The sequence below is a fragment of the Janthinobacterium sp. J1-1 genome (genome assembly GCF_030944405.1).
GTDB lineage: Bacteria > Pseudomonadota > Gammaproteobacteria > Burkholderiales > Burkholderiaceae_D > Janthinobacterium.
Map to the genome: position 1 here is coordinate 112925 of NZ_CP132339.1, position 21701 is coordinate 134625.

Sequence of the window (21701 nt, forward strand, 5' to 3'; positions counted from 1 at the left end):
AGAATCTACAGAGTGACACAGGGCGCCGCTTACAGGCTGCCCTTGGTCGACGGAATGATGCCGGCCGCGCGCTCGTCGAGCTCGGCAGCCATGCGCAGTGCGCGGCCAAAGGCCTTGAACACGGTTTCGCACTGGTGGTGGGCATTGGTGCCGCGCAAGTTATCGATATGCAGAGTCACGCCCGCATGGTTGACAAAGCCGCGGAAAAACTCCAGCGTCAGGTCGACGTCGAAGCCGGCGATCATCGCGCGCGTAAACGGAATATGGTATTCGATGCCCGGGCGGCCCGAGAAATCGAGCACCACGCGCGACAGCGCCTCGTCCAGCGGCACATAGGCGTGGCCGTAGCGGCGGATGCCCTTCTTGTCGCCGATGGCCTTGGCCACCGCCATGCCCAGGGTGATGCCGACGTCTTCCACCGTATGGTGGTTGTCGATATGCACGTCGCCCGTCGCCGTGATATCGAGGTCGATCAGGCCGTGGCGGGCGATCTGGTCCAGCATATGGTCGAGGAAGGGCACGCCCGTGTTCAGCTGTTGCTGGCCGGTGCCGTCGAGGTTGATGGCGACGCGAACTTGCGTCTCGTTGGTGTTGCGCGTGATGTCTGCGGTGCGGTTCATGGAGGGACTCTGGCGATTAGCTAAACGAGGGATGCCTGGAAGGCATCGTAAAAAAGGGTGTTTTCTTCGGGGGTGCTGACGCTGACACGCAGGCAATTGGCCAGCACAGCATGCATTTTACTCATATTTTTGATTAAAACCCGGTGGGCAAGCAGTTTTACGCAAACATCGTCGGCATCAGCCACACGAATCAAGAGAAAATTTGCCTTCGAGGGAAATACCGTCACGCCGGGCAACGCCGCCAGCCTGCCTGCCAGCGCATCGCGCGCGCGGTTCAGCAAGGCGGCCTGGGCATTGAGCACGTCGAGGTGGTCCAGCGCGAATTCGGCCGCGGCCTGGGTCAGGATATTGACGTTATACGGCGGACGCACTTTCTCGAACTGCTCCAGCAGGGCTGGCGCGGCCGACATATAGCCCAGGCGGATGCCGGCCAGGCCCAGCTTCGACACGGTGCGCATCACCACCAGGTTGGGAAACTCGGGCAGGCGACCCATGAAGCTGTGCTGCGCGAACGGTTCATACGCTTCGTCGACCACCGCGATGCCGGTGTCGCCGAGGGCGGCAATGATGCGTTCGATATCGGCGGGCGCGTACAGATTGCCGGTCGGATTGTTCGGGTAGGCCAGGAATACCAGCGCCGGGCGGTGCAGCTCGATGGCGGCCAGCATGGCGTCCATGTCGAGCGTGAAATCGTCATTGAGCGGCACGCCGGCAAAGTCCATGCCGGCCAGCTGCGCCGAGCGCCCATACATGACAAAAGCGGGCACGGGCGCCAGCAGCACGGCACGGCGCGCCGCGCCCTGTTTCGCGCAGGCCATCGCCAGCATGGAAATCAATTCATCGGAGCCATTGCCCAGGATCACATCGTAACCGGCAGGCACGCCCAGCTTGGCGCAGATGGCCGTCTTCAGGCTGGCGTACGATGGCGGATAACGGTTCAGCACGGCGCCAGCCAGGCGCACGCCCAGCGCGTCGCGCAAATGCTGCGGCAGCAGATACGGGTTTTCCATCGCATCGAGTTTGACGTAGCCGCTGGCATCGGGCACGTGATACGTGCCGATGGCTTGCACATCGGCGCGTACCGTGTTCTGGATTAACTGATCGAGGAAAGACATGCTGCAAACACTCCTGACATGAATGACAATTTAGACGGCGGCGTCTTCCGGCACGGCGGCGCGGCGGGGTTTCCTGGCCGCGGTCTTTTTGGCGGCCGGCCGGCTGACGGCTTTCTTTTTCGCCGGCGCCGGCGCCGGCGCCGGTGCATTCTGCTCCAGCTCCAGCGCCGCCAGCCGCTGCTCGATAATGGCGCAGTAATCGGGGTTCAGTTCAAACCCCACGAAATCGCGCCCGCAGCGCCTGGCCGCCAGCGCCGTGGTGCCGCTGCCCATGAACAGGTCGAGCACCACGCCACCGGGCGGGCACGAGGCCTTCACCATGCGCTCGATGATTTCCAGCGGCTTCTGGGTCGGATGGTCGGCCCGCTCCGGGTGTTCCTTGTGCAACCGCGACACGCTCCACAAATCCTTCGGGTTGTAGCCCACTTCCAGCCATTTGGCGCCGATGAAGATCGAGCGCGAACGGGCTTTTTTGGTCGCCGCGTCATACGCGATGCGCACCGCGTCGAGGTCGAAGTAATAGTCCTTGCGCTTGACGAAAAAGCCGATCGTGTCGTGCACCGACGAAAAGCTGCGCACGCTGCCGCCCATCGACGGCACGCGGCGGTCCCAGATGATTTCATTCATCATCGCCATGCGCTGTTTCAGCATCACGAAGATCTCGGGCGAAAAGCGCCAGGTGGTGAAAATATACAGGCTGCCGTTGGCTTTCAGCTTGGGCAGCGCCGTATCGATCCACTGCTCGGTCCAGCGCAGGTAGTCGGCCACCGTCTGCTGGTCCGAGGCATTGCCGTAGTCCTTGCCCAGGTTGTACGGCGGGTCGGTCAGGATCAGGTCGACCGCGCCATCGGGAATGCGGGCCAGCCCGGCCAGCGCGTCTTCGCACCAGACCCGGTTGAGCCAGTCCTGCGCCGGCGCCGGCGATATCATTGCGGTTTCAAGCGCAGTTCGGCGCTGCGCGCGTGCGCCTGCAAGCCTTCGCCATAGGCCAGGGTGGCGGCGACCTTGCCCAGGGTTTGCGCGCCGGCTTCGCTGACATGGATGATCGACGAGCGCTTCTGGAAGTCATACACGCCCAGCGGCGAGGAAAAACGCGCCGTGCGCGAGGTCGGCAGCACGTGATTGGGGCCGCAGCAATAGTCGCCCAGCGATTCGGACGAAAAACGGCCGAGGAACATGGCGCCCGCATGGCGGATTTGATCGGCCCACTGCCACGGCTCGTGCGCCGAGATTTCCAGGTGTTCCGCCGCGATGCTGTTGGCAATCGCGCACGCTTCGTCCATGTCGCGCACCTTGATCAGCGCGCCCCTGTCCTGCAGCGAAGTGCTGATGGTGGCCTGGCGCGGCATGGTCGGCAGCAGCCTGGCGATGCTTTCCTCGACGCGCGCGATATAGTCCGCGTCCGGGCACAGCAAGATCGCCTGCGCCAGCTCGTCGTGCTCGGCCTGCGAAAACAGGTCCATCGCCACCCAGTCCGGGTCGGTCGTGCCGTCGCACAGCACCAGGATTTCGGACGGCCCGGCGATCATGTCGATGCCGACGATGCCGAACACGCGGCGCTTGGCGGCGGCCACATAGGCGTTGCCGGGGCCGACGATTTTATCCACGGCGGCGATCGTGCGCGTGCCATACGCCAGCGCGCCGACCGCCTGCGCGCCACCGATGGTGATCACGCGCGTGACGCCGGCAATCGCGGCGGCCGCCAGCACCATCTGGTTCTTGATGCCGTCCGGCGTCGGTACCACCATGATGATCTCGGCCACGCCCGCCACCTGCGCGGGAATCGCGTTCATCAGCACCGACGAAGGATAGGCGGCCTTGCCGCCCGGCACATAGATGCCGACCCGGTCCAGCGGCGTGATCTTCTGGCCCAGCACCGTGCCGTCAGCTTCGGTGTAGGTAAAGCCTTTCAGCTCGTCGCGCTGGCGTTCGTGGAACACGCGGATGCGCTGCGCGGCGACCTGCAGCGCTTCGCGCTGGGCCGACGGCAAGCCGTTCAGGGCCGCCTGCAGCTCGGCTTGCGAGATGTCGAAGGCCGCCATTTCGGCCGCGCCGCCATGCGGGATGCGGTCGAAACGGTTGGTGTATTCCAGCACGGCGGCGTCGCCGCGCGTTTTCACGTCGGCCAGGATTTTCGTGACCGACGTTTCAATCGCTTCATCGGTGCCCGCTTCGAACGCCAGCAGCGTGTCGAGCGACTGTTGAAAGCCATCCTGGCTTGAATCGAGCTTGCGTATCTGTATCGGCATGATGATCTTCCTGCTTGTTCCGGTGCGTGTTACTTGGCTTGCGAGGCGCGTTCAAACGCCTCGATGATCGGCTGCAAGCGCTCGCGCTTGAGTTTCAAGGCCGCCTGGTTGACCACCAGGCGCGACGAGATTTCCATGATGTGTTCGACTTCCACCAGGTTGTTCGCGCGCAGGGTGCTGCCGGTGCTCACCAGATCGACGATGGCGTCGGACAGGCCGACCAGCGGCGCCAGTTCCATCGAGCCATACAGCTTGATCAGGTCGACGTGCACGCCCTTGGCGGCAAAGTGCTCGCGCGCCGTGTGCACGAACTTGGTGGCCACCCGCAGGCGCGCGCCCTGGTGCACGGCTTTTTCGTAGTCGAAGCCGGCCTGCACCGCGACCGACATGCGGCAGGCGGCGATATTCAGGTCGATCGGCTGGTACAGGCCTTCGCCGCCGTGTTCCAGCAGCACGTCCTTGCCGGCGACGCCGAAGTCGGCCGCGCCATACTGCACATAGGTTGGCACGTCGCTGGCGCGCACGATGATCACGCGCACGTTCGGATCGTTGGTCGGCAAAATCAGCTTGCGCGAGGTTTCCGGGTTTTCCAGCACGCGGATGCCGGCCGCTTCCAGCAGCGGCATGGTGTCGTCGAAAATGCGGCCCTTGGACAGCGCCAGGATCAGCTGCGAGTCGTTGTTCAAACCATTCATGTTCTTGTCTTCTTTATTTGATGCGCACGATGTTCGCGCCGACCGCGGACAATTTCACTTCCATGCGGTCGTAACCGCGGTCGAGGTGATAGATGCGGTCGATCAGGGTTTCGCCGTCGGCCGCCAGGGCCGCGATCACCAGCGAGGCCGAGGCGCGCAGGTCGGTCGCCATCACGGGCGCGCCGCGCAGCTGCTTGACGCCGGCGATGATGGCCGTATTGCCTTCGATGGTGATGTCGGCGCCCAGGCGGTTCATTTCCTGCACGTGCATGAAACGGTTTTCAAAGATGGTTTCGGTGACGCGGCTGGCGCCATTGGCGATCGTGTTGACGGCCATGAACTGCGCCTGCATGTCGGTCGGGAAACCCGGGTATTCGGTGGTGCGGAAACTGACCGGGTTCGGACGGGCCGACATTTCGGCGCGGATCCAGTCGGCGCCAAAGGTCATTGTCAGGCCCATCGCGCGCAATTTGTCGAGCGCCGCGTCGAGGATGTCGGTGCGCACATTGCGCAGGGTGATGTCGCCGCCGGTGGCCGCCACCGCGCACAAGAAGGTGCCGGTTTCGATACGGTCGGCAATCACCGCGTGGGCCGCGCCATGCAGCTCGGCCACGCCCTGGATCACCAGGCGGCTGGTGCCGATGCCGTCGATCTTCGCGCCCATCGCCACCAGCAGGTTGGCCAGGTCCGTCACTTCCGGCTCGCAGGCGGCGTTTTCCAGGATGGTCTCGCCCTGCGCCAGGGTCGCGGCCATCAGCAGGTTTTCGGTACCGGTGACGGTGATCATGTCGGTCACGATGCGCGCACCCTTGAGCTTGGCGCACTTGGCGTAGATATAGCCCGCTTCGATACGGATCTCGGCGCCCAGCGCTTCGAGGCCCTTGATATGCTGGTCGACCGGACGCGAACCGATGGCGCAGCCGCCCGGCAGCGACACTTTCGCTTCGCCGAAGCGCGCCAGCAATGGCCCCAGCACCAGGATCGAGGCGCGCATGGTTTTCACCAGGTCATACGGCGCTTCCAGGCTGGTGATGGCGCTGCCATTGAGCACCACGCGGTCGCCGTCCTGCTGCACTTTCAAGCCCGTCTGGCCCAGCAATTTGAGCATGGTGGCGACATCGTGCAGGTGCGGCACGTTCGACAGTTCCAGGTCGCCGGCGGTCAAGAGACCCGCGCACAGGATGGGCAGGGCGGCGTTCTTGGCGCCGGAGATGGCGATGTCGCCGTTCAGGCGGTTGCCGCCGTTGATCAGGAGCTTGTCCATGGCTTATCCTTGGTATTCTTCAGGGGTCAGGGTTTTCATCGACAGCGCGTGGATTTCTTCGCGCATGCGGTCGCCCAGCGCCGCGTAGACGATCTGGTGGCGCTGGATCAAACGCTTGCCGGCAAACGCGGGCGAGACAATGATGGCCTGGAAGTGCTGGCCGTCGCCCTCCACTTCGAGGTGGGTGCATTCGAGGCCGGCTTGCAGGTAGCCGTGGATCAGTTCTGGTGTGGTGGTCACGATAAGTCCTTGGAGATTTGAATTGGGTCGTAAATAGTATTAATGACGCAGGCGGTAGCCGCTTTTCAGCAGGCGGATCGAGGCGAACGCCAGGATCACCAGGAAGCCGGCGACAATCGACACGCTCAGCCACGGATTGACGTCGGAGGTGCCGAAGAAGCCATAGCGGAAGCCGTCGATCATGTAGAAGAAGGGGTTCAGGTGCGACACCGTCTGCCACAGCGCGGGCAGGGAATGGATCGAATAGAACACGCCCGACAGGAACGTGGCGGGCACGATCAAAAAGTTCTGGAAGGCGGCCAGCTGGTCGAATTTCTCGGCCCAGATGCCGGCGATCAGGCCCATGGTGCCCAGCAGGGCGGCGCCCAGGAAGGCAAACACGATGATCCACAGCGGCGCCACGAACGACAGGTCGGCGAACCAGCAGGTGATGGCGAACACGCCGAAGCCCACCGCCAGGCCGCGCGCGACCGAAGCGAGTACATACGCTGAAAAGATTTCCCAGTGCGACAAGGGGGTCAGCAGCACGAACACCAGGTTGCCGGTGATCTTAGACTGGATCAGCGAGGACGAGGAGTTGGCGAACGCGTTTTGCAGCACGCTCATCATCACCAGGCCGGGAATCAGAAAGGCGGTGTAGCTGACGCCGGGACTCGGTTCGACGCGCCCGTCCAGTACATGGCCGAACACCAGCAGGTACAGCATCGAGGTCAGCACGGGGGCGGCCACGGTTTGCGTCGCCACTTTCCAGAAGCGCAAGGTCTCTTTATAGACGAGGGTGCGAAAGCCTGACGACATCATACGGTACCTTTATCCATGATCTGCAAGAAGATATCTTCCAGGTCAGCTTGTTGCAATTGCATTTCATCGATCACGGCGCCCGACTCGCGCAGGCGGGCCAGGATCTGTTCGACTTCGCTGTAGTCGTTCACGCGCAGGCTGAACTTGTTCGGCGCCTGCTGCTCTTCGGGGTGCAGTACCAGGTGGCGCAGATCGGCCGGCAGGCTGCCGTGCAGCAGGTGTACCTGCAGCTGCGAGCCGGCGATGCGGCGGATCAGGGCCGACATGGTGTCGAGCGCCACCACCTTGCCGGTTTTCAGCATGGCCACGCGCTGGCACATGGCTTGCGCCTCTTCCAGGTAGTGGGTAGTCAAGACCACCGTGTGGCCGCCTTCGCGGTTCAGGCGCGAGATGAATTTCCACAGGGTCTGGCGCAGTTCCACGTCGACGCCGGCGGTCGGCTCGTCGAGCACGATCACGGGCGGCTTGTGCACCAGCGCCTGGGCCACCAGCACGCGGCGCTTCATGCCGCCCGACAGCGCGCGCATATTGGTGTCGGCCTTGCCGGTCAGGTCGAGGTTTTCCATCACCTCGTCGATCCACTTGTCGTTGTTCGGCAGGCCGAAGTAGCCGGACTGCAGGCGCAAGGTTTCGCGCACCGTGAAGAAGGGATCGAACACCAGTTCCTGCGGCACCACGCCGACGCTGCGGCGGGCATTGCGGAAGTCGGTGACCACGTCGTGGCCCTGGATGGTGACGCTGCCGGCGTCCGGCCGTATCAGGCCGGCGATGATGGAAATAAGGGTGGTCTTGCCGGCGCCGTTGGGACCGAGCAGGCCGAAAAATTCGCCCTCCTCGATCGCCAGCGAGACGCCGCCCAGCGCCTTGAGCGATTTATAGCTCTTTTCGACATTCGTGATTTGAATTGCGGTCATGTGCTTGTGTTCTGGTGTGATGCGCCGCTTGCCGGAGTAAGGTCAGGCCGACAGGCCGGTGCCGGGCGCCGTCTTCTGTTGAAGGTGGCGCAACAGTCAATTATAGTTGGAAAATTCGTGGAACACTTGGAGATCAGTCCGGCGGCGCTGCTGCACGGCCGGCCTGATAACTACTGCTGATGCGGGGAGCGGGACAGGATCAATGATGATGCAGGTCGGACGGGCTGCGCGCGGCGTGCGCGCCGGCAGTGCCACAGTCGTCGGCCGACAGCGTGCTCGACACGAGCGAGCAGACGCCATACAGCTTGGTCAGGTTTTTCAGGTTGGTCGGCAGGTTGTTCAGCTCCAGCACGGCGCCCGCTTCCTGTGCCGCGCGCTGCCACGTCAGCATGACCGACACGGCCGCCGAATCGACGGCCTTGACATTGCGCAGGTCAAACCTGGTCTGGCCCGAGCGGATCGCGTCCAGCCCCTGCTCCAACGCCGAAGTGGCGTTGTGCACGGTCAGGGAGGTCAAGGACTGCAAGGTGTCGAGAGGGTCTGGCATGGCGTCGGGCTGCGCTGGTCGGGTGCTGGAGCTAGTATGATAGCCGATTATTTGGCTTTGGCCGCAGGACGCGAGGCCAGCGCCTTGTTTTTGTCGGCCAGGGTCTTGATCAGGCCATCGATGCCGCCCTTGCTGATTTCGCTGTTGAAGCTGCTTTTGTAGGTTTCCACCAGCCAGGCGCCCATCACGTTGATGTCATAGATCTTCCAGCCGGCAGGCGACTTGGCCACGCGGTAGTTCAGCAAGACTGGTTCGCCACGGGCGACATTGACCTGCGAACGCACTTCCACTTCGGTATCGTCGGGGCTGGCGCGCAGCGGCTTGAAGTCCACGGTTTCATTCTTGATCTGCGACAGGGCGCCCGAATAGGTGTACACCAGCAGGGTACGGAACTCGGCCGACAGGCGCTGCTGCTGGTCCGGCGTGGCGGTACGCCAGTGACGGCCGGCGGCCAGCGAGGTCATGCGCTGGAAATCCACGTATGGCAGGATCTTGGTTTCCACCAGCTGGTTGACGCGGTTGATGTCGCCGGCCTGAATGCCCTTGTCGGCCTTGGCCGTGTCGATCACGTCCTGGCTGATGCGTTTGACCAGCGCGTCCGGCGCTTCGGTGGCGGGTGCGGCCTGGGCGGCGGTGGCAAAGGCGATGGTGGCCATCGCCAGCAATTGTTTCATCAATTTCATGGGTCTACCTTTCTGGTGGTGTTGCCAGCCGCAGGAGGCCAACAGGCGCTCGCTGCGGTGCTTGCGGTATGGCTAGTTTACTCTGAGGTCGTGGTCTCGGCGGCAACAGTATTGCTACCAGATGTTACGGGCTCCAGGGTGACGACGGGTGCCACTGGCGCCGGCTCGCTAGCGACTGGCGCCAGTTTCACGTCATCTTCCTCATCGATCGCGCTGCTGTCGTTTTTCGGTGCTTTCTGGTCGCGGCGGTCGGTGTCGCCATCGAAGACCTTGCTTTCGCGCGCTTGCAGGTAGCCGTCGCGGATGAACTCGTAACGGTCCAGCGCCGCCGCTTCCATCAGGTTGGTCGCGTCGAGATAGGCGGCGCGCTTGTCGACGATGCGCGTAAACGTGCCGATATTGCGCACATTGGTCGGATCCTTGTAGCGCCATGGGTCGCCGACGACATCGAGCGGGAGGGCGACGGTGTCGCGCATGGTCGACGGCCCCATCAGCGGCAGCACCACGTAAGGGCCGGGGCTGACGCCGTACCAGCCCAGGGTCTGGCCGAAGTCTTCATTGTGTTTCGGCACGCCTGCTTGCGAGGCGATGTCGATCAGGCCCAGGATACCGAAAGTCGAGTTCATCGTGACGCGCACGATGTCCTGCAGGCCCGCCTCGCCCTTGCCTTGCGCCAGATTGTTGGCGGCGCTCCAGACATCGGACAAGTTGCCGAAGAAATTGCTCACGCCGGTCTGCACGAACGATGGCAGCACGTTCTTGTAGGCGGTGGCGACCGGTTTCAAGGCCACTTCATCGACTTTGTCGTTGAACTTGAACATGGCGCGGTTGTAACCCTCCAACGGGTCGCGCGGGTTGCCGCTGCTGGCGCAGGCGCTCAGGGTGGCGGCGATGGCCAGCATCAGGGCGATACGGCCCGCATTTGCTACAGTATTCATGTTCGACTCGCTCATTTGCTGTCCTTTCCGTCCGCTGCCTTGCTGTAGATGAACTGATTGATCAGGTCTTCCAGCACTGTGGCCGATTGAGTGCGGGCAATCTTGTCGCCCTCCGCCAGGTTTGCTTCGTCACCGCCCGCTTCCAGGCCGATATATTGCTCACCCAACAGACCGGCCGTCAAAATCTTGGCCGAGCTATCTTTCGGAAATTTATAACCTTCTTCGATGTCCAGCTTGACCAGGGCCTGGTACGTCTTGTCGTCAAACACGATTTCCGACACCCGGCCGACCACCACACCAGCGCCCTTGACGGGTGCTTGCGGTTTCAGGCCGCCGATATTGTCGAACTTCGCCGTAATAGTATACGTATCGGTGAAAGACAGCGAACTCATGTTGCCAGCCTTGAACGCCAGAAACATCACTGCCGCCACGCCCAGCAAGACGAACAAGCCTACCCAGACATCCAGAGATTTACGTTGCATAAACAATCCTAAATAATTTTTACTTGCCGCCCCCTGCGCAAACCCTGTGCAGGCGGCTGATTTTCTTGCTTTTACGAAATTTATTTGCTGAACATCACGGCCGTCATCATGAAGTCCAGCCACCACACCATCAGCGACGAGATCACCACCGTGCGCGTGGTGGCGCCGGACACGTCTTCCGGTGTCGGCTGCGCCTGGTAGCCCTGGAACAGGGCGATAAACGTCACGGCGATGCCGAATACCATGCTTTTGATATACGTGCCGTTGACGATATCTTTCCACAGATCGACGCCGGCCTGCATTTGCGACCAGAACGAACCTTCGTCGACGCCGATCAGCACCACGCCCACCAGATAGCTGCCGATAATGCCGACCGCCGTGAAAATGCCGCCCAAAATAGGCATGGCGATCACGCCGGCCCACAGCCGCGGTGCCAGCACGCGCTGGATCGGGTTCACGGCCATCATTTCCATGGCCGACAATTGCTCGCCAGCCTTCATCAGGCCGATTTCGGCCGTCAGCGAGGTGCCGGCGCGGCCGGCAAACAGCAGCGCGGTCACGACCGGACCCAGTTCACGCATCAGCGACAGCGCCACCAGCTGGCCCAGCGACTGCGTCGCGCCATAGGTGGTCAAGGTGTAATAGCCTTGCAGCCCCAGCACCATGCCGACAAACAGGCCGGACACGGTGGTGATCACCAGCGAGCGGCTACCGACAAAAAACAATTGTTCGACCACCAGGCGCGGCCGGCGAAACAGGCCGCCCGAGGCGGCGATAATGATAAAGAAGGACCTGACGGCAAAGCCGAGGTCCTGGACCGAATGACGCAACCATGCTCCGATAGCCGCCAGGAAACGCGCGATCATCGGCTGCCCTTCGCATGCAGGCCCAGGTCATCGGCCAGGGTCTTGCCAGGGTAATGGAACGGCACCGGGCCGTCCGCTTCCGCATTGACGAACTGCTTTACGTACGGGTGGGTCGAGACGGCCATCTCGGCCGGCGTGCCGTGCGCCACGATTTTGCCGGACGACAGAAAATAAACATAATCAGCGATGGCGAAACACTCCTTCACATCGTGCGAAACCAGAATGGACGTGGAACCGAGCGCATCGTTCAGGTTGCGGATCAGATTGGCGGTCACGCCCATGGAAATCGGGTCCAGGCCGGCAAACGGTTCGTCGTACATGATCAATTCAGGGTCGAGCGCAATCGCCCGCGCCAGCGCCACGCGCCGGCCCATGCCGCCTGAAATTTCAGCAGGTTTGAGTTGCGCCGCATTGCGCAGGCCGACCGCGTGCAGCTTCATCAGCACCAGGGTGCGGATCAGCTCTTCGTTGAGGTCGGTATGCTCGCGCAGCGGGAAGGCGACGTTCTCGAACGCCGTCAGGTCGGTAAACAAGGCGCCATGCTGGAACAGCATGCCCATCTTGCGGCGCATCAGGTACAGGTTTTCAGTATCGAGTTCATGCACGATCTGGCCGTCCACATTGACGGCGCCGGAACCGGGGCGCAGCTGGCCGCCGATCAGGCGCAGTACGGTGGTCTTGCCACTGCCGGAGCCACCCATGACGGCCACAACTTTTCCACGTGGGAAATCCATTTGAAGGCCCGATAAAATCGAACGTTCTCCATAGGCAAAGTGTAAATCACGGATTTCAACAAGATTTGGCACGACAGAACTCACTATTTTAATGGCGTATTGTAGTGCAGAAACACCAATCTCTGCTGAGGCACCCCTCGCCACCAGCCTGGCAAGGGGAAGAATACAACACTAATGAATCGAAAGTCAGATATTTTAGTGTAAAAACCGTGTAAAGACCGGCCACCTTCCCGATCACTTGATGTGCGAGCAAAACAACAAAGGCCACGCCGCTATGCGCGCCGTGGCCCTGGCTTTCAAAGCGAGCGAGTGCTCGCTTATTTCTTAACGCGGCAGCAACGATGCGCCCATCAGGAACTCGTCGACGGCGCGCGCGCACTGGCGTCCTTCGCGGATCGCCCACACCACCAGCGACTGGCCGCGGCGCATGTCGCCGGCGGCAAAGATCTTCGGCACCGAGGTGTAGTAGCTGCGTTCGCCTTCCGTGACGGCCTTGGCGTTGCCGCGCGCATCAGTGTCGACGCCGAACGCTGCGAGCACCTGCTGCACTGGCGACACAAAGCCCATCGCCAGGAACACCAGGTCGGCCTTCATCTCGAATTCCGAGTTTGGCACTTCGCTCATCTTGCCGTCTTTCCATTCGACCCGGCAGGCGATCAGCTTTTCGACCTTGCCGCCCTTGCCTTCGAAGCGCTTGGTGGCCACCGCCCAGTCGCGCTCGCAGCCTTCCTCGTGCGAGGACGAGGTGCGCAGCTTGGTCGGCCAGTAAGGCCAGACCAGCGGCTTGTTTTCCTGTTCCGGCGGCATCGGCATCAGTTCGAACTGGGCCACCGAGGCGGCGCCCTGGCGGTTCGAGGTGCCGACGCAGTCCGAGCCCGTATCGCCGCCACCGATCACCACCACGTGCTTGCCGGTGGCCTTGATCTGGTCCTTGACCTTGTCGCCGGCGTTGACCTTGTTTTGCAGCGGCAGGAAATCCATGGCGAAATGCACGCCCTTCAGTTCGCGGCCCGGCACCGGCAAGTCGCGCGGCTGTTCCGCGCCACCGGCCATGATGACGGCGTCGAATTCTTTTTCCAGGTCTTCCGGGAAAATCGTTTCCTTGGCCCAGTTATTTACATGGGCAGGGAAATCCTTGCCGACCAGCACGCTGGTGCGGAATACCACGCCTTCGGCTTCCATCTGTTTCACGCGCAGGTCGATATGCGACTTTTCCATCTTGAAGTCGGGAATGCCGTAGCGCAGCAGGCCGCCCACGCGGTCGCTCTTTTCAAACACGGTGACGGCGTGGCCGGCGCGCGCCAGCTGCTGCGCCGCCGCCAGGCCGGCGGGGCCGGAACCGACGATGGCCACTTTCTTGCCGGTGCTGAACGACGCCGGCTGCGGCGTGACCCAGCCGTGCTCCCAGCCCATGTCGATGATTTTATGCTCGATCGACTTGATGCCAACCGGATCTTCGTGGATGCCCAGGGTGCAGGCCGACTCGCATGGCGCCGGGCAGATGCGGCCGGTAAATTCCGGGAAGTTATTGGTCGAATGCAAGACATCGAGCGCTTCGCGGTAGGCGCCGCGGTACACCAGGTCGTTCCAGTCCGGGATGATGTTGTTCACGGGGCAGCCCGTGTTGCAGAAAGGGATGCCGCAATCCATGCAGCGCGCGCCCTGCACGGTCGCCTGCGCGTCCGACAGGTGCAGCACGAATTCCTTGTAGTTCTTCAGACGCGCGGCAGGCTCCAGATAGTGTTCGTCCTGGCGCTTGAATTCCATGAAGCCGGTGATTTTACCCACGATGATTCCTTTGTATTTAGGCTGGCGGGGAGCGGCCTGGCCGCTCCCTGGTCACATTGTTGTCAGCTGGCTCAGGCGGCGACGGCTTGCACTTCCTGTGCGGCGTCGGCGGCCATTTCGATCAGCGCGCGCTTGTATTCGTTCGGGAAGACCTTGACGAATTTGCCGCGTGCCACTGCCCAGTCGTCGAGCAGGACGCGGGCGCGGGTGCTGCCCGTGTGCTTGAAGTGACGCTCGATCAGGCGCTTGAGGATCACTTCATCGGCTTCCGGCGTGCCGTTGCGGTGCTGGGCATGCCAGGCGTCGCGGTTGACCTGCTGTTCGCTGGCCGAGACCACCTTGTCGAGGCCGACCATGGCCGTGTTGCACTTGCTGGCAAAGTCGCCGGCCGGGTCATACACGTAGGCGATGCCGCCCGACATGCCGGCCGCAAAGTTACGGCCCGTCGCGCCCAGCACCACCACCGTGCCGCCGGTCATGTATTCGCAGCCATGGTCGCCCAGGCCTTCGACCACCGCGGTGGCGCCCGAGTTGCGCACGGCAAAGCGTTCGCCCGCCACGCCATTGAAGAAGGCTTCGCCGGCGACGGCGCCGTACAGCACCGTGTTGCCGATAATAATGTTGTCCACCGCCCAGCCGCGGAACTCGGTATTCGGCCGCACGATGATGCGCCCGCCCGACAGGCCCTTGCCGACGTAATCGTTGCCTTCGCCGACCAGGTCGATCGTGATGCCGTGCGCCAGGAAGGCGCAGGCCGACTGGCCCGCCGTGCCTTGCAGCTGGATGTGAATCGTGTCGTCCGGCAAGCCGGCATGGCCGTATTTCTTCGCCACTTCGCCGGACAGCATGGTGCCGACCGTGCGGTTGACGTTGCGCACCGGCGAGATGAAGGACACCCGTTCGCCCTTTTCCAGTGCCGCGCGCGCTTGCGCGATCAGCTTGTGGTCGAGCGCTTTTTCCAGGCCATGGTCCTGGTTTTCCACGTGGCGGCAGGCCTGCTCGCCCGTCGTTTCCGGCTTGTGGAAGATGGCCGAGAAGTCCAGGCCCTGCGCCTTCCAGTGCGTGATCGCCTTCGACTTGTCGAGCAGGTCGACGCGGCCGATCAGTTCGTCATAGGTACGGATGCCCAGCTGCGCCATCAATTGACGCGCCTCTTCGGCCACGAAGAAGAAGTAGTTGACGACATACTCGGGCTTGCCCGAGAACTTGGCGCGCAGGACCGGATCTTGCGTGGCCACGCCCACCGGGCAGGTGTTCAGATGGCATTTGCGCATCATGATGCAGCCTTCGACCACCAGCGGCGCGGTGGCGAAGCCGATTTCATCGGCGCCCAGCAAGGCGGCGATCACCACGTCGCGGCCGGTACGCATCTGGCCGTCCGCTTGCACGCGGATACGGCTGCGCAAGCCATTCAACACGAGGGTTTGTTGGGTCTCTGCCAGGCCCAGCTCCCATGGCGTGCCGGCGTGTTTCACCGACGACAAGGGCGAAGCGCCCGTGCCGCCGTCATGGCCGGCCACCACCACGTGATCGGCCTTGGCCTTGGTCACGCCGGCGGCCACCGTGCCGATACCGACTTCCGACACCAGCTTGACCGAGATCGAGGCGCGCGGATTGGCGTTTTTCAAGTCGTGGATCAGCTGCGCCAGGTCTTCGATCGAATAGATGTCGTGGTGCGGCGGCGGCGAGATCAGGCCCACGCCCGGCACCGAGAAGCGCAGGGTGGCGATGTATTCCGACACTTTATGGCCGGGCAGCTGCCCGCCTTCGCCCGGTTTCGCGCCTTGCGCCATCTTGATCTGGATCTGGTCGGCCGAGTTCAGGTAGGCCGCCGTGACGCCGAAGCGGCCGGACGCGACCTGCTTGATGCGCGAGCGCAGCGAATCGCCTTCCTGCAGGGGAATATCGACCACCATCTGTTCTTTGCCCATGATCGAGGCCATGGTTTCGCCCTGCTTGATCTTGATGCCTTTCAGTTCCATCGCATAGCGCGACGGATCTTCGCCGCCTTCGCCCGTGTTCGACTTGCCGCCGATACGGTTCATGGCGACGGCCAGGGTGGCATGCGCTTCGGTGCTGATCGAACCCATCGACATGGCGCCGGTGGCGAAACGCTTGACGATTTCCTTGGCCGGTTCCACTTCCTCGAGCGGAATCGCCTTGGTCGGGTCGAGCTTGAATTCGAACAGGCCGCGCAGGGTCAGGTGGCGACGGCTCTGGTCGTTGATGATCTGGGCGTACTCTTTGTAGCTGGAGAAATTGTTGCTGCGCGTGGAATGCTGCAGCTTGGCAATCGCATCCGGCGTCCACAGATGATCTTCGCCGCGCACGCGGAAGGCGTATTCGCCGCCGGCGTCGAGCTTATCCATCAGAACCGGGTCATTGCCGAAGGCCAGGTTATGCAGGCGCAGCGCTTCTTCCGCCACTTCGAACACGCCGATGCCTTCCACGTTGGAGGCCGTGCCCTTGAAGTACTTGTCGACCAGCGATTTATTGAGGCCGATGGCTTCGAAGATCTGCGCGCCGCAGTAGGACATGTAGGTCGAAATACCCATTTTCGACATGACTTTCATCAAGCCCTTGCCAACTGCCTTGGTGTAGTTATAGATCGCCTTGTCGCCCGACAGGTCGCCCGGCAAGCCGTGCGCCAGTTCGACCAGGGTTTCCATCGCCAGGTAAGGGTGGACGGCTTCCGCGCCATAACCTGCCAGCAAGGCGAAGTGATGGGTTTCACGGGCCGAACCGGTTTCCACCACCAGGCCGGCCGACGCGCGCAGGCCCTTGCTGACCAGGTGCTGGTGCACGGTCGAGGTGGCCAGCAGCGCCGGAATGGCGACCTGCTCGGCGCAGATGGCGCGGTCCGAGATGATCAGGATGTTATGGCCCGACTTGACGGCGTCGACCGCTTCGGCGCACAGCGAGGCCAGGCAGGCTTCCACGCCTTCCTTGCCCCAGGCCAGCGGGTAGCAGATATCGAGTTCATACGACTTGAACTTGCCGCCCGTGTGCGCGCTGATATTGCGCAGGCGCGCCATGTCGTCAAAGCCCAGCACCGGCTGCGAGACTTCCAGGCGCATCGGCGGGTTGACGTTGTTGGTGTCGAGCAAGTTCGGTTTCGGGCCGATAAACGACACCAGCGACATCACCATCGCTTCGCGGATCGGATCGATCGGCGGATTCGTCACTTGCGCGAACAGCTGCTTGAAGTAGTTATACAGCGGCTTCAGTTTGTTCGACATGACGGCCAGCGGCGAGTCATTGCCCATCGAGCCGGTGGCTTCCTCGCCGGCAACGGCCATCGGTGCCAACAGGAATTTCAGGTCTTCCTGGGTGTAGCCGAACGCTTGCTGGCGGTCGAGCAGGGACGGCTGGGCTTTTTCGCCCTGCGCGCGGTCCTGCTTGAGCAGGCTGTCGGCCATCTTGATTTCGTCGAGCTTGATGCGCACCGAGTTGATCCAAGCTTTATACGGCTTGGCGTTGGCGTAGGTGTTTTTCAGTTCCTGGTCGTCGATGATGCGGCCCGCTTCCAGGTCGATCAGGAACATTTTGCCAGGCTGCAAGCGCCATTTCTGGATGATCTTCGATTCCGGGATGGGCAGCACGCCCGATTCCGAAGCCATCACCACCAGGTCGTCGTCGGTAACGATATAGCGCGCCGGACGCAGGCCATTGCGGTCCAGCGTGCCGCCGATATGGCGGCCATCGGTAAATGCCATGGCGGCCGGGCCGTCCCACGGTTCCATCATGGCCGCATGGTATTCGTAGAAGGCGCGGCGGTTGTCGTCCATGGTGGTATGGTTTTCCCACGCTTCCGGGATCATCATCATCATCGCCTGGGCGATCGGGTAGCCGGCCATCAAGAGCAGTTCGAGCGCATTGTCGAAGCAGGCCGTGTCGGACTGGCCTTCATAGATCAATGGGAACAGCTTTTGCAGGTCGTCGCCCAGCACGGCCGACTTCATCACGCCTTCGCGCGCGCGCATCCAGTTGAAGTTGCCTTTTACCGTGTTGATCTCGCCGTTGTGCGCGATCAGGCGATACGGGTGGGCCAGCGGCCATTCCGGGAAGGTATTGGTCGAGAAACGCTGGTGCACCAGCGCCAGCGCCGAGATGCAGCGCGCGTCCTGCAGGTCTTTATAGTAGACACCGACCTGGTCGGCCAGCAGCAGGCCTTTATACACGATGGTGCGCGCCGACATCGACGGCACGAAGAATTCCTTGCCATGCAGCAGTTTCAGGGCCTGGATGGCGTGGCCCGACGATTTGCGGATCACATACAGTTTGCGCTCGAGCGCGTCGGTGACCATGATGTCCGGGCCGCGGCCGATAAAGATCTGGCGGATCACGGGCTCTTTCGCGCGCACGGTCGGCGACATCGGCATGTCGGTATCGATCGGCACATTGCGCCAGCCCAGGATCACCTGGCCTTCGATGCGCACGGCGCGCTCGATTTCCTGTTCGCAGGCGATGCGCGAGGCGTGTTCCTTCGGCAGGAACACCATGCCCACGCCGTATTCGCCAGGCGGCGGCAATTCCACGCCCTGCTTGGCCATCTCTTCGCGGTAATACTGGTCAGGAATCTGGATCAGGATGCCGGCGCCATCGCCCATCAGCGCATCGGCGCCCACGGCGCCCCGGTGATCGAGATTTTTCAGTATCAGCAAACCCTGTTCGACGATCGAATGGGTTTTGTTGCCCTTGATATGGGCGACGAAACCGACGCCGCAGGCATCGTGTTCATTGGCTGGGTCGTACAGGCCTTGCGCTTTCATGGGCTTCTCCGCTGCAGATGACTATCGAAAAACTAGAGTAGTGCAATGCAGCAGAAAACTCAACTAGAACAATCAGGGTCGGAGTCGAATTAAATGCAATTTTGTCGCCGTCAAAATTTAATAGGGACATAGTCACGAATACACCAATGAAAATGCGTCTTGTTTACCCTGGCGTTTTTTCGCTGATCTCGGCCGCCATCTTGCGCGGCCGGCCCCGTTTCGCGGGCAGCACTTGCCGTTTCATCTTCTGTTCCAGCGCCTGCTTGAACGCGTCCGAACCGAGCGGCCAACCCTTCAATACCGCCGCTTCCAGGGCCTTGACCTGGCTGCTGCCCAGGCCCTGCTCGACCAGGCGCAGATAGGCCGCCTCGCGGTCGAACGGGGTATTGCCCAGCGCCCAGTACAGCGCATGGTCGGTGACGATGGGGTCGGGCTGCAGGCCGGCATGGTAGGCGTGGCTGGACCAGGGGTAGTCGCGCGGCTGGGCCGCCAGGCCCGCCTGCACCGGCACCATTTCCAGATAGTGACAGGAAAGCAGGAAAAAATGCTCGGCATCGATCACCGAGGTTTTGTAGCGTCCCTGCCACAATGCTCCCTCGCGGCCATACTTCTGGTTAAAGTAGGGTACGTAATAGCGCCCCAGCCACTGCATCAGCTGGCCCAGGCCAGTCGCATCGCCGGGCGTGGCCAATAAATGCAGCTGATCGGGCAATAAAACATAGGCGTGGATGGCCACCTTGAACATTTTGGCGCCGGTTTTCAGCCACGCAAGAAATTGCAGGTAATCGGCGTTGTCCTGGAACACCGGCTGGCGGTTGCTGCTGCGCTGGATGACGTAATGGGGCAGGTGCGGGATGATCAGACGGGGCAGGCGGGCCATGGCAGAGTCGACAGATTAGGGCGAATGCCTTGATTCTACACAGCTTGCGTGCTGTGGCGCGACTCTGACCCTGATTTTTTTCACAAACGAAAAAAAAGGGACGACTCCGTCCCTTTTATTATTGTCAGCCTGTCTTCAGGACAGATTGAAACTGGCCGACAGGCTGTAGCCCTCGCCATAGGCGCTGCGCAGCGGCAGGTCCTGGCCCAGCCCCGTCTTGGCTTTCTTGCGCAATCGATACACCAGCATGTCGACACGGCGGCCCGCATCGGGATCGTCGCCACCCATGCCGGCCACGATCACGTCGCGCGGCACCGGGCGGGTATTGATGGTCAGCAGGTGCAGGAAATTGAATTCCTTTTCCGTCAGCGCGATCACCGAACCCATCAATTCCAACTGGCGCGCGCTCACTTTCAAGGTCCACTTGCCCGGCTCCGGCGCCGCCGATTCCTGCGGACCGACGCGGCGGTCCAGCGCCTCGATATGGGCGGCCAGTTCCGGGAACTTGATCGGCTTGGTCAGGTAGTGGTCGGCGCCCAGGCGCAGGCCCAGGATGCGGCTGTCGAACGCCACCCGTCCGGTCAGCACCAGCACGCCGATCTGCGGGTACAGCTGGCGCATGCGCGGGATGACATTGAAGCCGTCCTCGTCGGGCAAGCCCAGATCGAGCACGACCACATCGACATTGCCGTGGCTGAGCGCTGCCCACATATCGCCGGCCGAGCTGGTGATATGGACTTCATGTTCGAGCTCAACGAGGAACTCCGCCATGTCTTCTGCGTAGTCCAGATTGTCTTCGACGATCAGTATTTTCGTCATTGCTACGCCATTCTTCTGTTAATAAGCATTTCATGCGGCAAACCTTGCCATGCACTTCTTGCACCATCATGGACGGCAGGGCAGGTCTACGTCAAGGAATTATCACGGTTGACTTCAGCGTAAGCAAGGCTTTTCCCGGTGGCCACCGGCAGCGGCAGCCAAATCCGGAAAGCGGCGCCGCCCTCCCCGCGGTGATCGAGCTGCAAGCTGCCGCCATGGACCTCGACCACGGCGCGCGCCATATACAGGCCCAGCCCCGCGCCCGGGTGGCCGGCCGCAAGACTGCCGCGGTAGCCCTTGTCGAACACTTGCGCCATTTCAGACGCCGGCACGCCGGGACCATGGTCCAGCACCACGAACTCCACCCCACCCTGTGGCCCCAAGCGGCCTTCAAGTACGATCGGGCTGCCGGCCGGGCTGAATTTGACGGCGTTTTCCAGCAGGATTTTCAGGGCCAGGGCCATGCCGGCCACGTCGCAGCGCAGGCGGGCCGGCAAGTCTTCATCGAGATGCAGCTGCACCGGATGGCTGGCCGGCACGGTGGCGGCGGCCTGTTGCAGCAGCGCCAGGGGGGCGATGCCGTCGGCGGCGCGCTCGCGGCCGATGGCCGCCATGCGCTCGGGCGACAGATAGTCGTCGATCATGGCCAACAAACGGTCGACCGCCGCCTGTATCTTGAGATAGCGCTTGCGCGTGGCCTCGTCGGCACCGCCGCCGGTCGCCACCAGGCGCTGGGCGGCGCCATCGATGGTGGCCAGCGGCGTACGGAATTCATGCGACAGCATCGAGGCAAAGCGTTTCTGCTCGACGCCGCGCTGTGCTTCTTCCCGCTGCGCCTGCGTCACGTCGCGCACGCTGCCGACCAGGGTCCAGGGGCGGCCCGCCATGCGCTCGACGATGGTGGAGGTGATTTCCAGCGCCAGCTGGCCGTCGCCGTGCGGCAGTTCCGCTTCGCGCATGAGCGTCAGCCGGCTGGTGTCGCCGTCTTGCCAGCGCTGCAAGCGGGCCGGCACGTCGGCGCACAACAGCGCCGCATGCCGCTGCAAGGCGGACAGGTCCAGCCCGGTGACACGCTGTGCGGCCGGGCTAATATAAAGCAATTCGAGGGTGGTCGCGTCGAGCAGGAATTGCGCGTCACGGCTATGCTCGGCCAGCAGGCGGAACTGCGCCTCGCCGGCGCGCGCGCGCAGCAGGGCGCGGCGCAATTGCACGAAACGCAGCGCCATCAGGATGGCGCCGGCCAGCAGCAACAGGAAGACAGGCAGCATGTTTACACCCGGCATGGAATCAATAC

General features: G+C 62.4%; 20 protein-coding genes. All 20 read right to left on the bottom strand.

What is annotated here, in order from left to right; translation table 11 throughout:
* Positions 1-29: 29 nt before the first annotated feature.
* Positions 30-620, bottom strand: a complete 591-nt coding sequence (hisB, locus tag Q8L25_RS00490; protein ID WP_308923059.1) for an imidazoleglycerol-phosphate dehydratase HisB — start codon at positions 618-620, stop codon at positions 30-32.
* Between the two features lie 20 nt (positions 621-640).
* Positions 641-1735 carry a histidinol-phosphate transaminase gene (gene hisC / locus Q8L25_RS00495; protein WP_308923060.1) on the bottom strand — a complete coding sequence of 365 codons (1095 nt, stop codon included), beginning with the start codon at positions 1733-1735 and terminating at the stop codon, positions 641-643.
* Positions 1736-1765: 30 nt separating this feature from the next.
* Positions 1766-2665, bottom strand: coding sequence for a site-specific DNA-methyltransferase (locus tag Q8L25_RS00500; protein WP_308923061.1), 900 nt, complete (start codon positions 2663-2665; stop codon positions 1766-1768).
* Positions 2662-3984: a histidinol dehydrogenase gene (gene hisD / locus Q8L25_RS00505; protein WP_308923062.1), complete on the bottom strand. Its 1323-nt coding sequence runs from the start codon at positions 3982-3984 to the stop codon at positions 2662-2664. The genes Q8L25_RS00500 and hisD overlap by 4 nt, the downstream gene beginning before the upstream one ends.
* A 29-nt stretch (positions 3985-4013) precedes the next feature.
* Positions 4014-4679 carry an ATP phosphoribosyltransferase gene (hisG, locus tag Q8L25_RS00510; protein ID WP_308923063.1) on the bottom strand — a complete coding sequence of 222 codons (666 nt, stop codon included), beginning with the start codon at positions 4677-4679 and terminating at the stop codon, positions 4014-4016.
* A gap of 13 nt (positions 4680-4692) precedes the next feature.
* Positions 4693-5943, bottom strand: coding sequence for a UDP-N-acetylglucosamine 1-carboxyvinyltransferase (gene murA, locus Q8L25_RS00515; RefSeq protein WP_308923064.1), 1251 nt, complete (start codon positions 5941-5943; stop codon positions 4693-4695).
* A 3-nt stretch (positions 5944-5946) separates the two neighbouring features.
* Positions 5947-6183 (bottom strand): BolA family protein, encoded by a 237-nt coding sequence (locus Q8L25_RS00520; RefSeq protein WP_094442502.1) that lies wholly within the window; start codon positions 6181-6183, stop codon positions 5947-5949.
* Positions 6184-6222: 39 nt separating this feature from the next.
* The gene (locus Q8L25_RS00525) at positions 6223-6984 is read right to left on the bottom strand and encodes an ABC transporter permease (RefSeq protein WP_308923065.1); all 762 of its coding nucleotides are present in this window, start codon (positions 6982-6984) and stop codon (positions 6223-6225) included.
* Positions 6981-7898 (bottom strand): ABC transporter ATP-binding protein, encoded by a 918-nt coding sequence (locus Q8L25_RS00530; protein WP_308923066.1) that lies wholly within the window; start codon positions 7896-7898, stop codon positions 6981-6983. Before Q8L25_RS00530 ends, Q8L25_RS00525 begins: the two co-directional genes overlap by 4 nt.
* Positions 7899-8097: 199 nt before the next feature.
* Positions 8098-8445, bottom strand: a complete 348-nt coding sequence (locus Q8L25_RS00535) for an STAS domain-containing protein (RefSeq protein ID WP_308923067.1) — start codon at positions 8443-8445, stop codon at positions 8098-8100.
* A 47-nt stretch (positions 8446-8492) separates the two neighbouring features.
* Positions 8493-9128, bottom strand: coding sequence for an ABC transporter substrate-binding protein (locus Q8L25_RS00540; protein ID WP_308923068.1), 636 nt, complete (start codon positions 9126-9128; stop codon positions 8493-8495).
* A 77-nt stretch (positions 9129-9205) separates the two neighbouring features.
* Positions 9206-10066, bottom strand: a complete 861-nt coding sequence (locus tag Q8L25_RS00545; protein WP_308923069.1) for a VacJ family lipoprotein — start codon at positions 10064-10066, stop codon at positions 9206-9208.
* Positions 10067-10077: 11 nt separating this feature from the next.
* Positions 10078-10548, bottom strand: coding sequence for an outer membrane lipid asymmetry maintenance protein MlaD (gene mlaD / locus Q8L25_RS00550; protein WP_308925834.1), 471 nt, complete (start codon positions 10546-10548; stop codon positions 10078-10080).
* 80 nt (positions 10549-10628) lie between these two features.
* Entirely contained in the window at positions 10629-11414 is a 786-nt protein-coding gene (mlaE, locus tag Q8L25_RS00555) for a lipid asymmetry maintenance ABC transporter permease subunit MlaE (RefSeq protein WP_308923070.1), read from the bottom strand.
* A complete protein-coding gene (locus Q8L25_RS00560; protein ID WP_308923071.1) occupies positions 11411-12220 on the bottom strand; it encodes an ABC transporter ATP-binding protein in 810 nt (269 codons plus the stop codon). The genes mlaE and Q8L25_RS00560 overlap by 4 nt, the downstream gene beginning before the upstream one ends.
* 252 nt (positions 12221-12472) lie before the next feature.
* Positions 12473-13936 carry a glutamate synthase subunit beta gene (locus Q8L25_RS00565; RefSeq protein ID WP_308923072.1) on the bottom strand — a complete coding sequence of 488 codons (1464 nt, stop codon included), beginning with the start codon at positions 13934-13936 and terminating at the stop codon, positions 12473-12475.
* A 71-nt stretch (positions 13937-14007) separates the two neighbouring features.
* On the bottom strand, positions 14008-18708 hold the full coding sequence (locus tag Q8L25_RS00570; RefSeq protein WP_308923073.1) for a glutamate synthase-related protein: 4701 nt from the start codon (positions 18706-18708) through the stop codon (positions 14008-14010).
* A 163-nt stretch (positions 18709-18871) separates the two neighbouring features.
* On the bottom strand, positions 18872-19588 hold the full coding sequence (locus Q8L25_RS00575; protein ID WP_308923074.1) for a transposase: 717 nt from the start codon (positions 19586-19588) through the stop codon (positions 18872-18874).
* A gap of 135 nt (positions 19589-19723) precedes the next feature.
* A complete protein-coding gene (locus tag Q8L25_RS00580; protein ID WP_308923075.1) occupies positions 19724-20407 on the bottom strand; it encodes a response regulator transcription factor in 684 nt (227 codons plus the stop codon).
* Between the two features lie 86 nt (positions 20408-20493).
* Positions 20494-21675 carry a PAS domain-containing sensor histidine kinase gene (locus Q8L25_RS00585; RefSeq protein WP_308923076.1) on the bottom strand — a complete coding sequence of 394 codons (1182 nt, stop codon included), beginning with the start codon at positions 21673-21675 and terminating at the stop codon, positions 20494-20496.
* Positions 21676-21701 lie beyond the last annotated feature (26 nt).

Excerpts from the sequence above, each read along its gene's own strand:
- hisB (WP_308923059.1), bottom strand. The coding sequence starts at position 620 with ATGAACCGCACCGCAGACATCACGCGCAACACCAACGAGACGCAAGTT.
- hisC (WP_308923060.1), bottom strand. The coding sequence starts at position 1,735 with ATGTCTTTCCTCGATCAGTTAATCCAGAACACGGTACGCGCCGATGTG.
- Q8L25_RS00500 (WP_308923061.1), bottom strand. The coding sequence starts at position 2,665 with ATGATATCGCCGGCGCCGGCGCAGGACTGGCTCAACCGGGTCTGGTGC.
- hisD (WP_308923062.1), bottom strand. The coding sequence starts at position 3,984 with ATGCCGATACAGATACGCAAGCTCGATTCAAGCCAGGATGGCTTTCAA.
- hisG (WP_308923063.1), bottom strand. The coding sequence starts at position 4,679 with ATGAATGGTTTGAACAACGACTCGCAGCTGATCCTGGCGCTGTCCAAG.
- murA (WP_308923064.1), bottom strand. The coding sequence starts at position 5,943 with ATGGACAAGCTCCTGATCAACGGCGGCAACCGCCTGAACGGCGACATC.
- Q8L25_RS00525 (WP_308923065.1), bottom strand. The coding sequence starts at position 6,984 with ATGATGTCGTCAGGCTTTCGCACCCTCGTCTATAAAGAGACCTTGCGC.
- Q8L25_RS00530 (WP_308923066.1), bottom strand. The coding sequence starts at position 7,898 with ATGACCGCAATTCAAATCACGAATGTCGAAAAGAGCTATAAATCGCTC.
- Q8L25_RS00535 (WP_308923067.1), bottom strand. The coding sequence starts at position 8,445 with ATGCCAGACCCTCTCGACACCTTGCAGTCCTTGACCTCCCTGACCGTG.
- Q8L25_RS00540 (WP_308923068.1), bottom strand. The coding sequence starts at position 9,128 with ATGAAATTGATGAAACAATTGCTGGCGATGGCCACCATCGCCTTTGCC.
- Q8L25_RS00545 (WP_308923069.1), bottom strand. The coding sequence starts at position 10,066 with ATGAATACTGTAGCAAATGCGGGCCGTATCGCCCTGATGCTGGCCATC.
- mlaD (WP_308925834.1), bottom strand. The coding sequence starts at position 10,548 with ATGCAACGTAAATCTCTGGATGTCTGGGTAGGCTTGTTCGTCTTGCTG.
- mlaE (WP_308923070.1), bottom strand. The coding sequence starts at position 11,414 with ATGATCGCGCGTTTCCTGGCGGCTATCGGAGCATGGTTGCGTCATTCG.
- Q8L25_RS00570 (WP_308923073.1), bottom strand. The coding sequence starts at position 18,708 with ATGAAAGCGCAAGGCCTGTACGACCCAGCCAATGAACACGATGCCTGC.
- Q8L25_RS00575 (WP_308923074.1), bottom strand. The coding sequence starts at position 19,588 with ATGGCCCGCCTGCCCCGTCTGATCATCCCGCACCTGCCCCATTACGTC.
- Q8L25_RS00580 (WP_308923075.1), bottom strand. The coding sequence starts at position 20,407 with ATGACGAAAATACTGATCGTCGAAGACAATCTGGACTACGCAGAAGAC.
- Q8L25_RS00585 (WP_308923076.1), bottom strand. The coding sequence starts at position 21,675 with ATGCTGCCTGTCTTCCTGTTGCTGCTGGCCGGCGCCATCCTGATGGCG.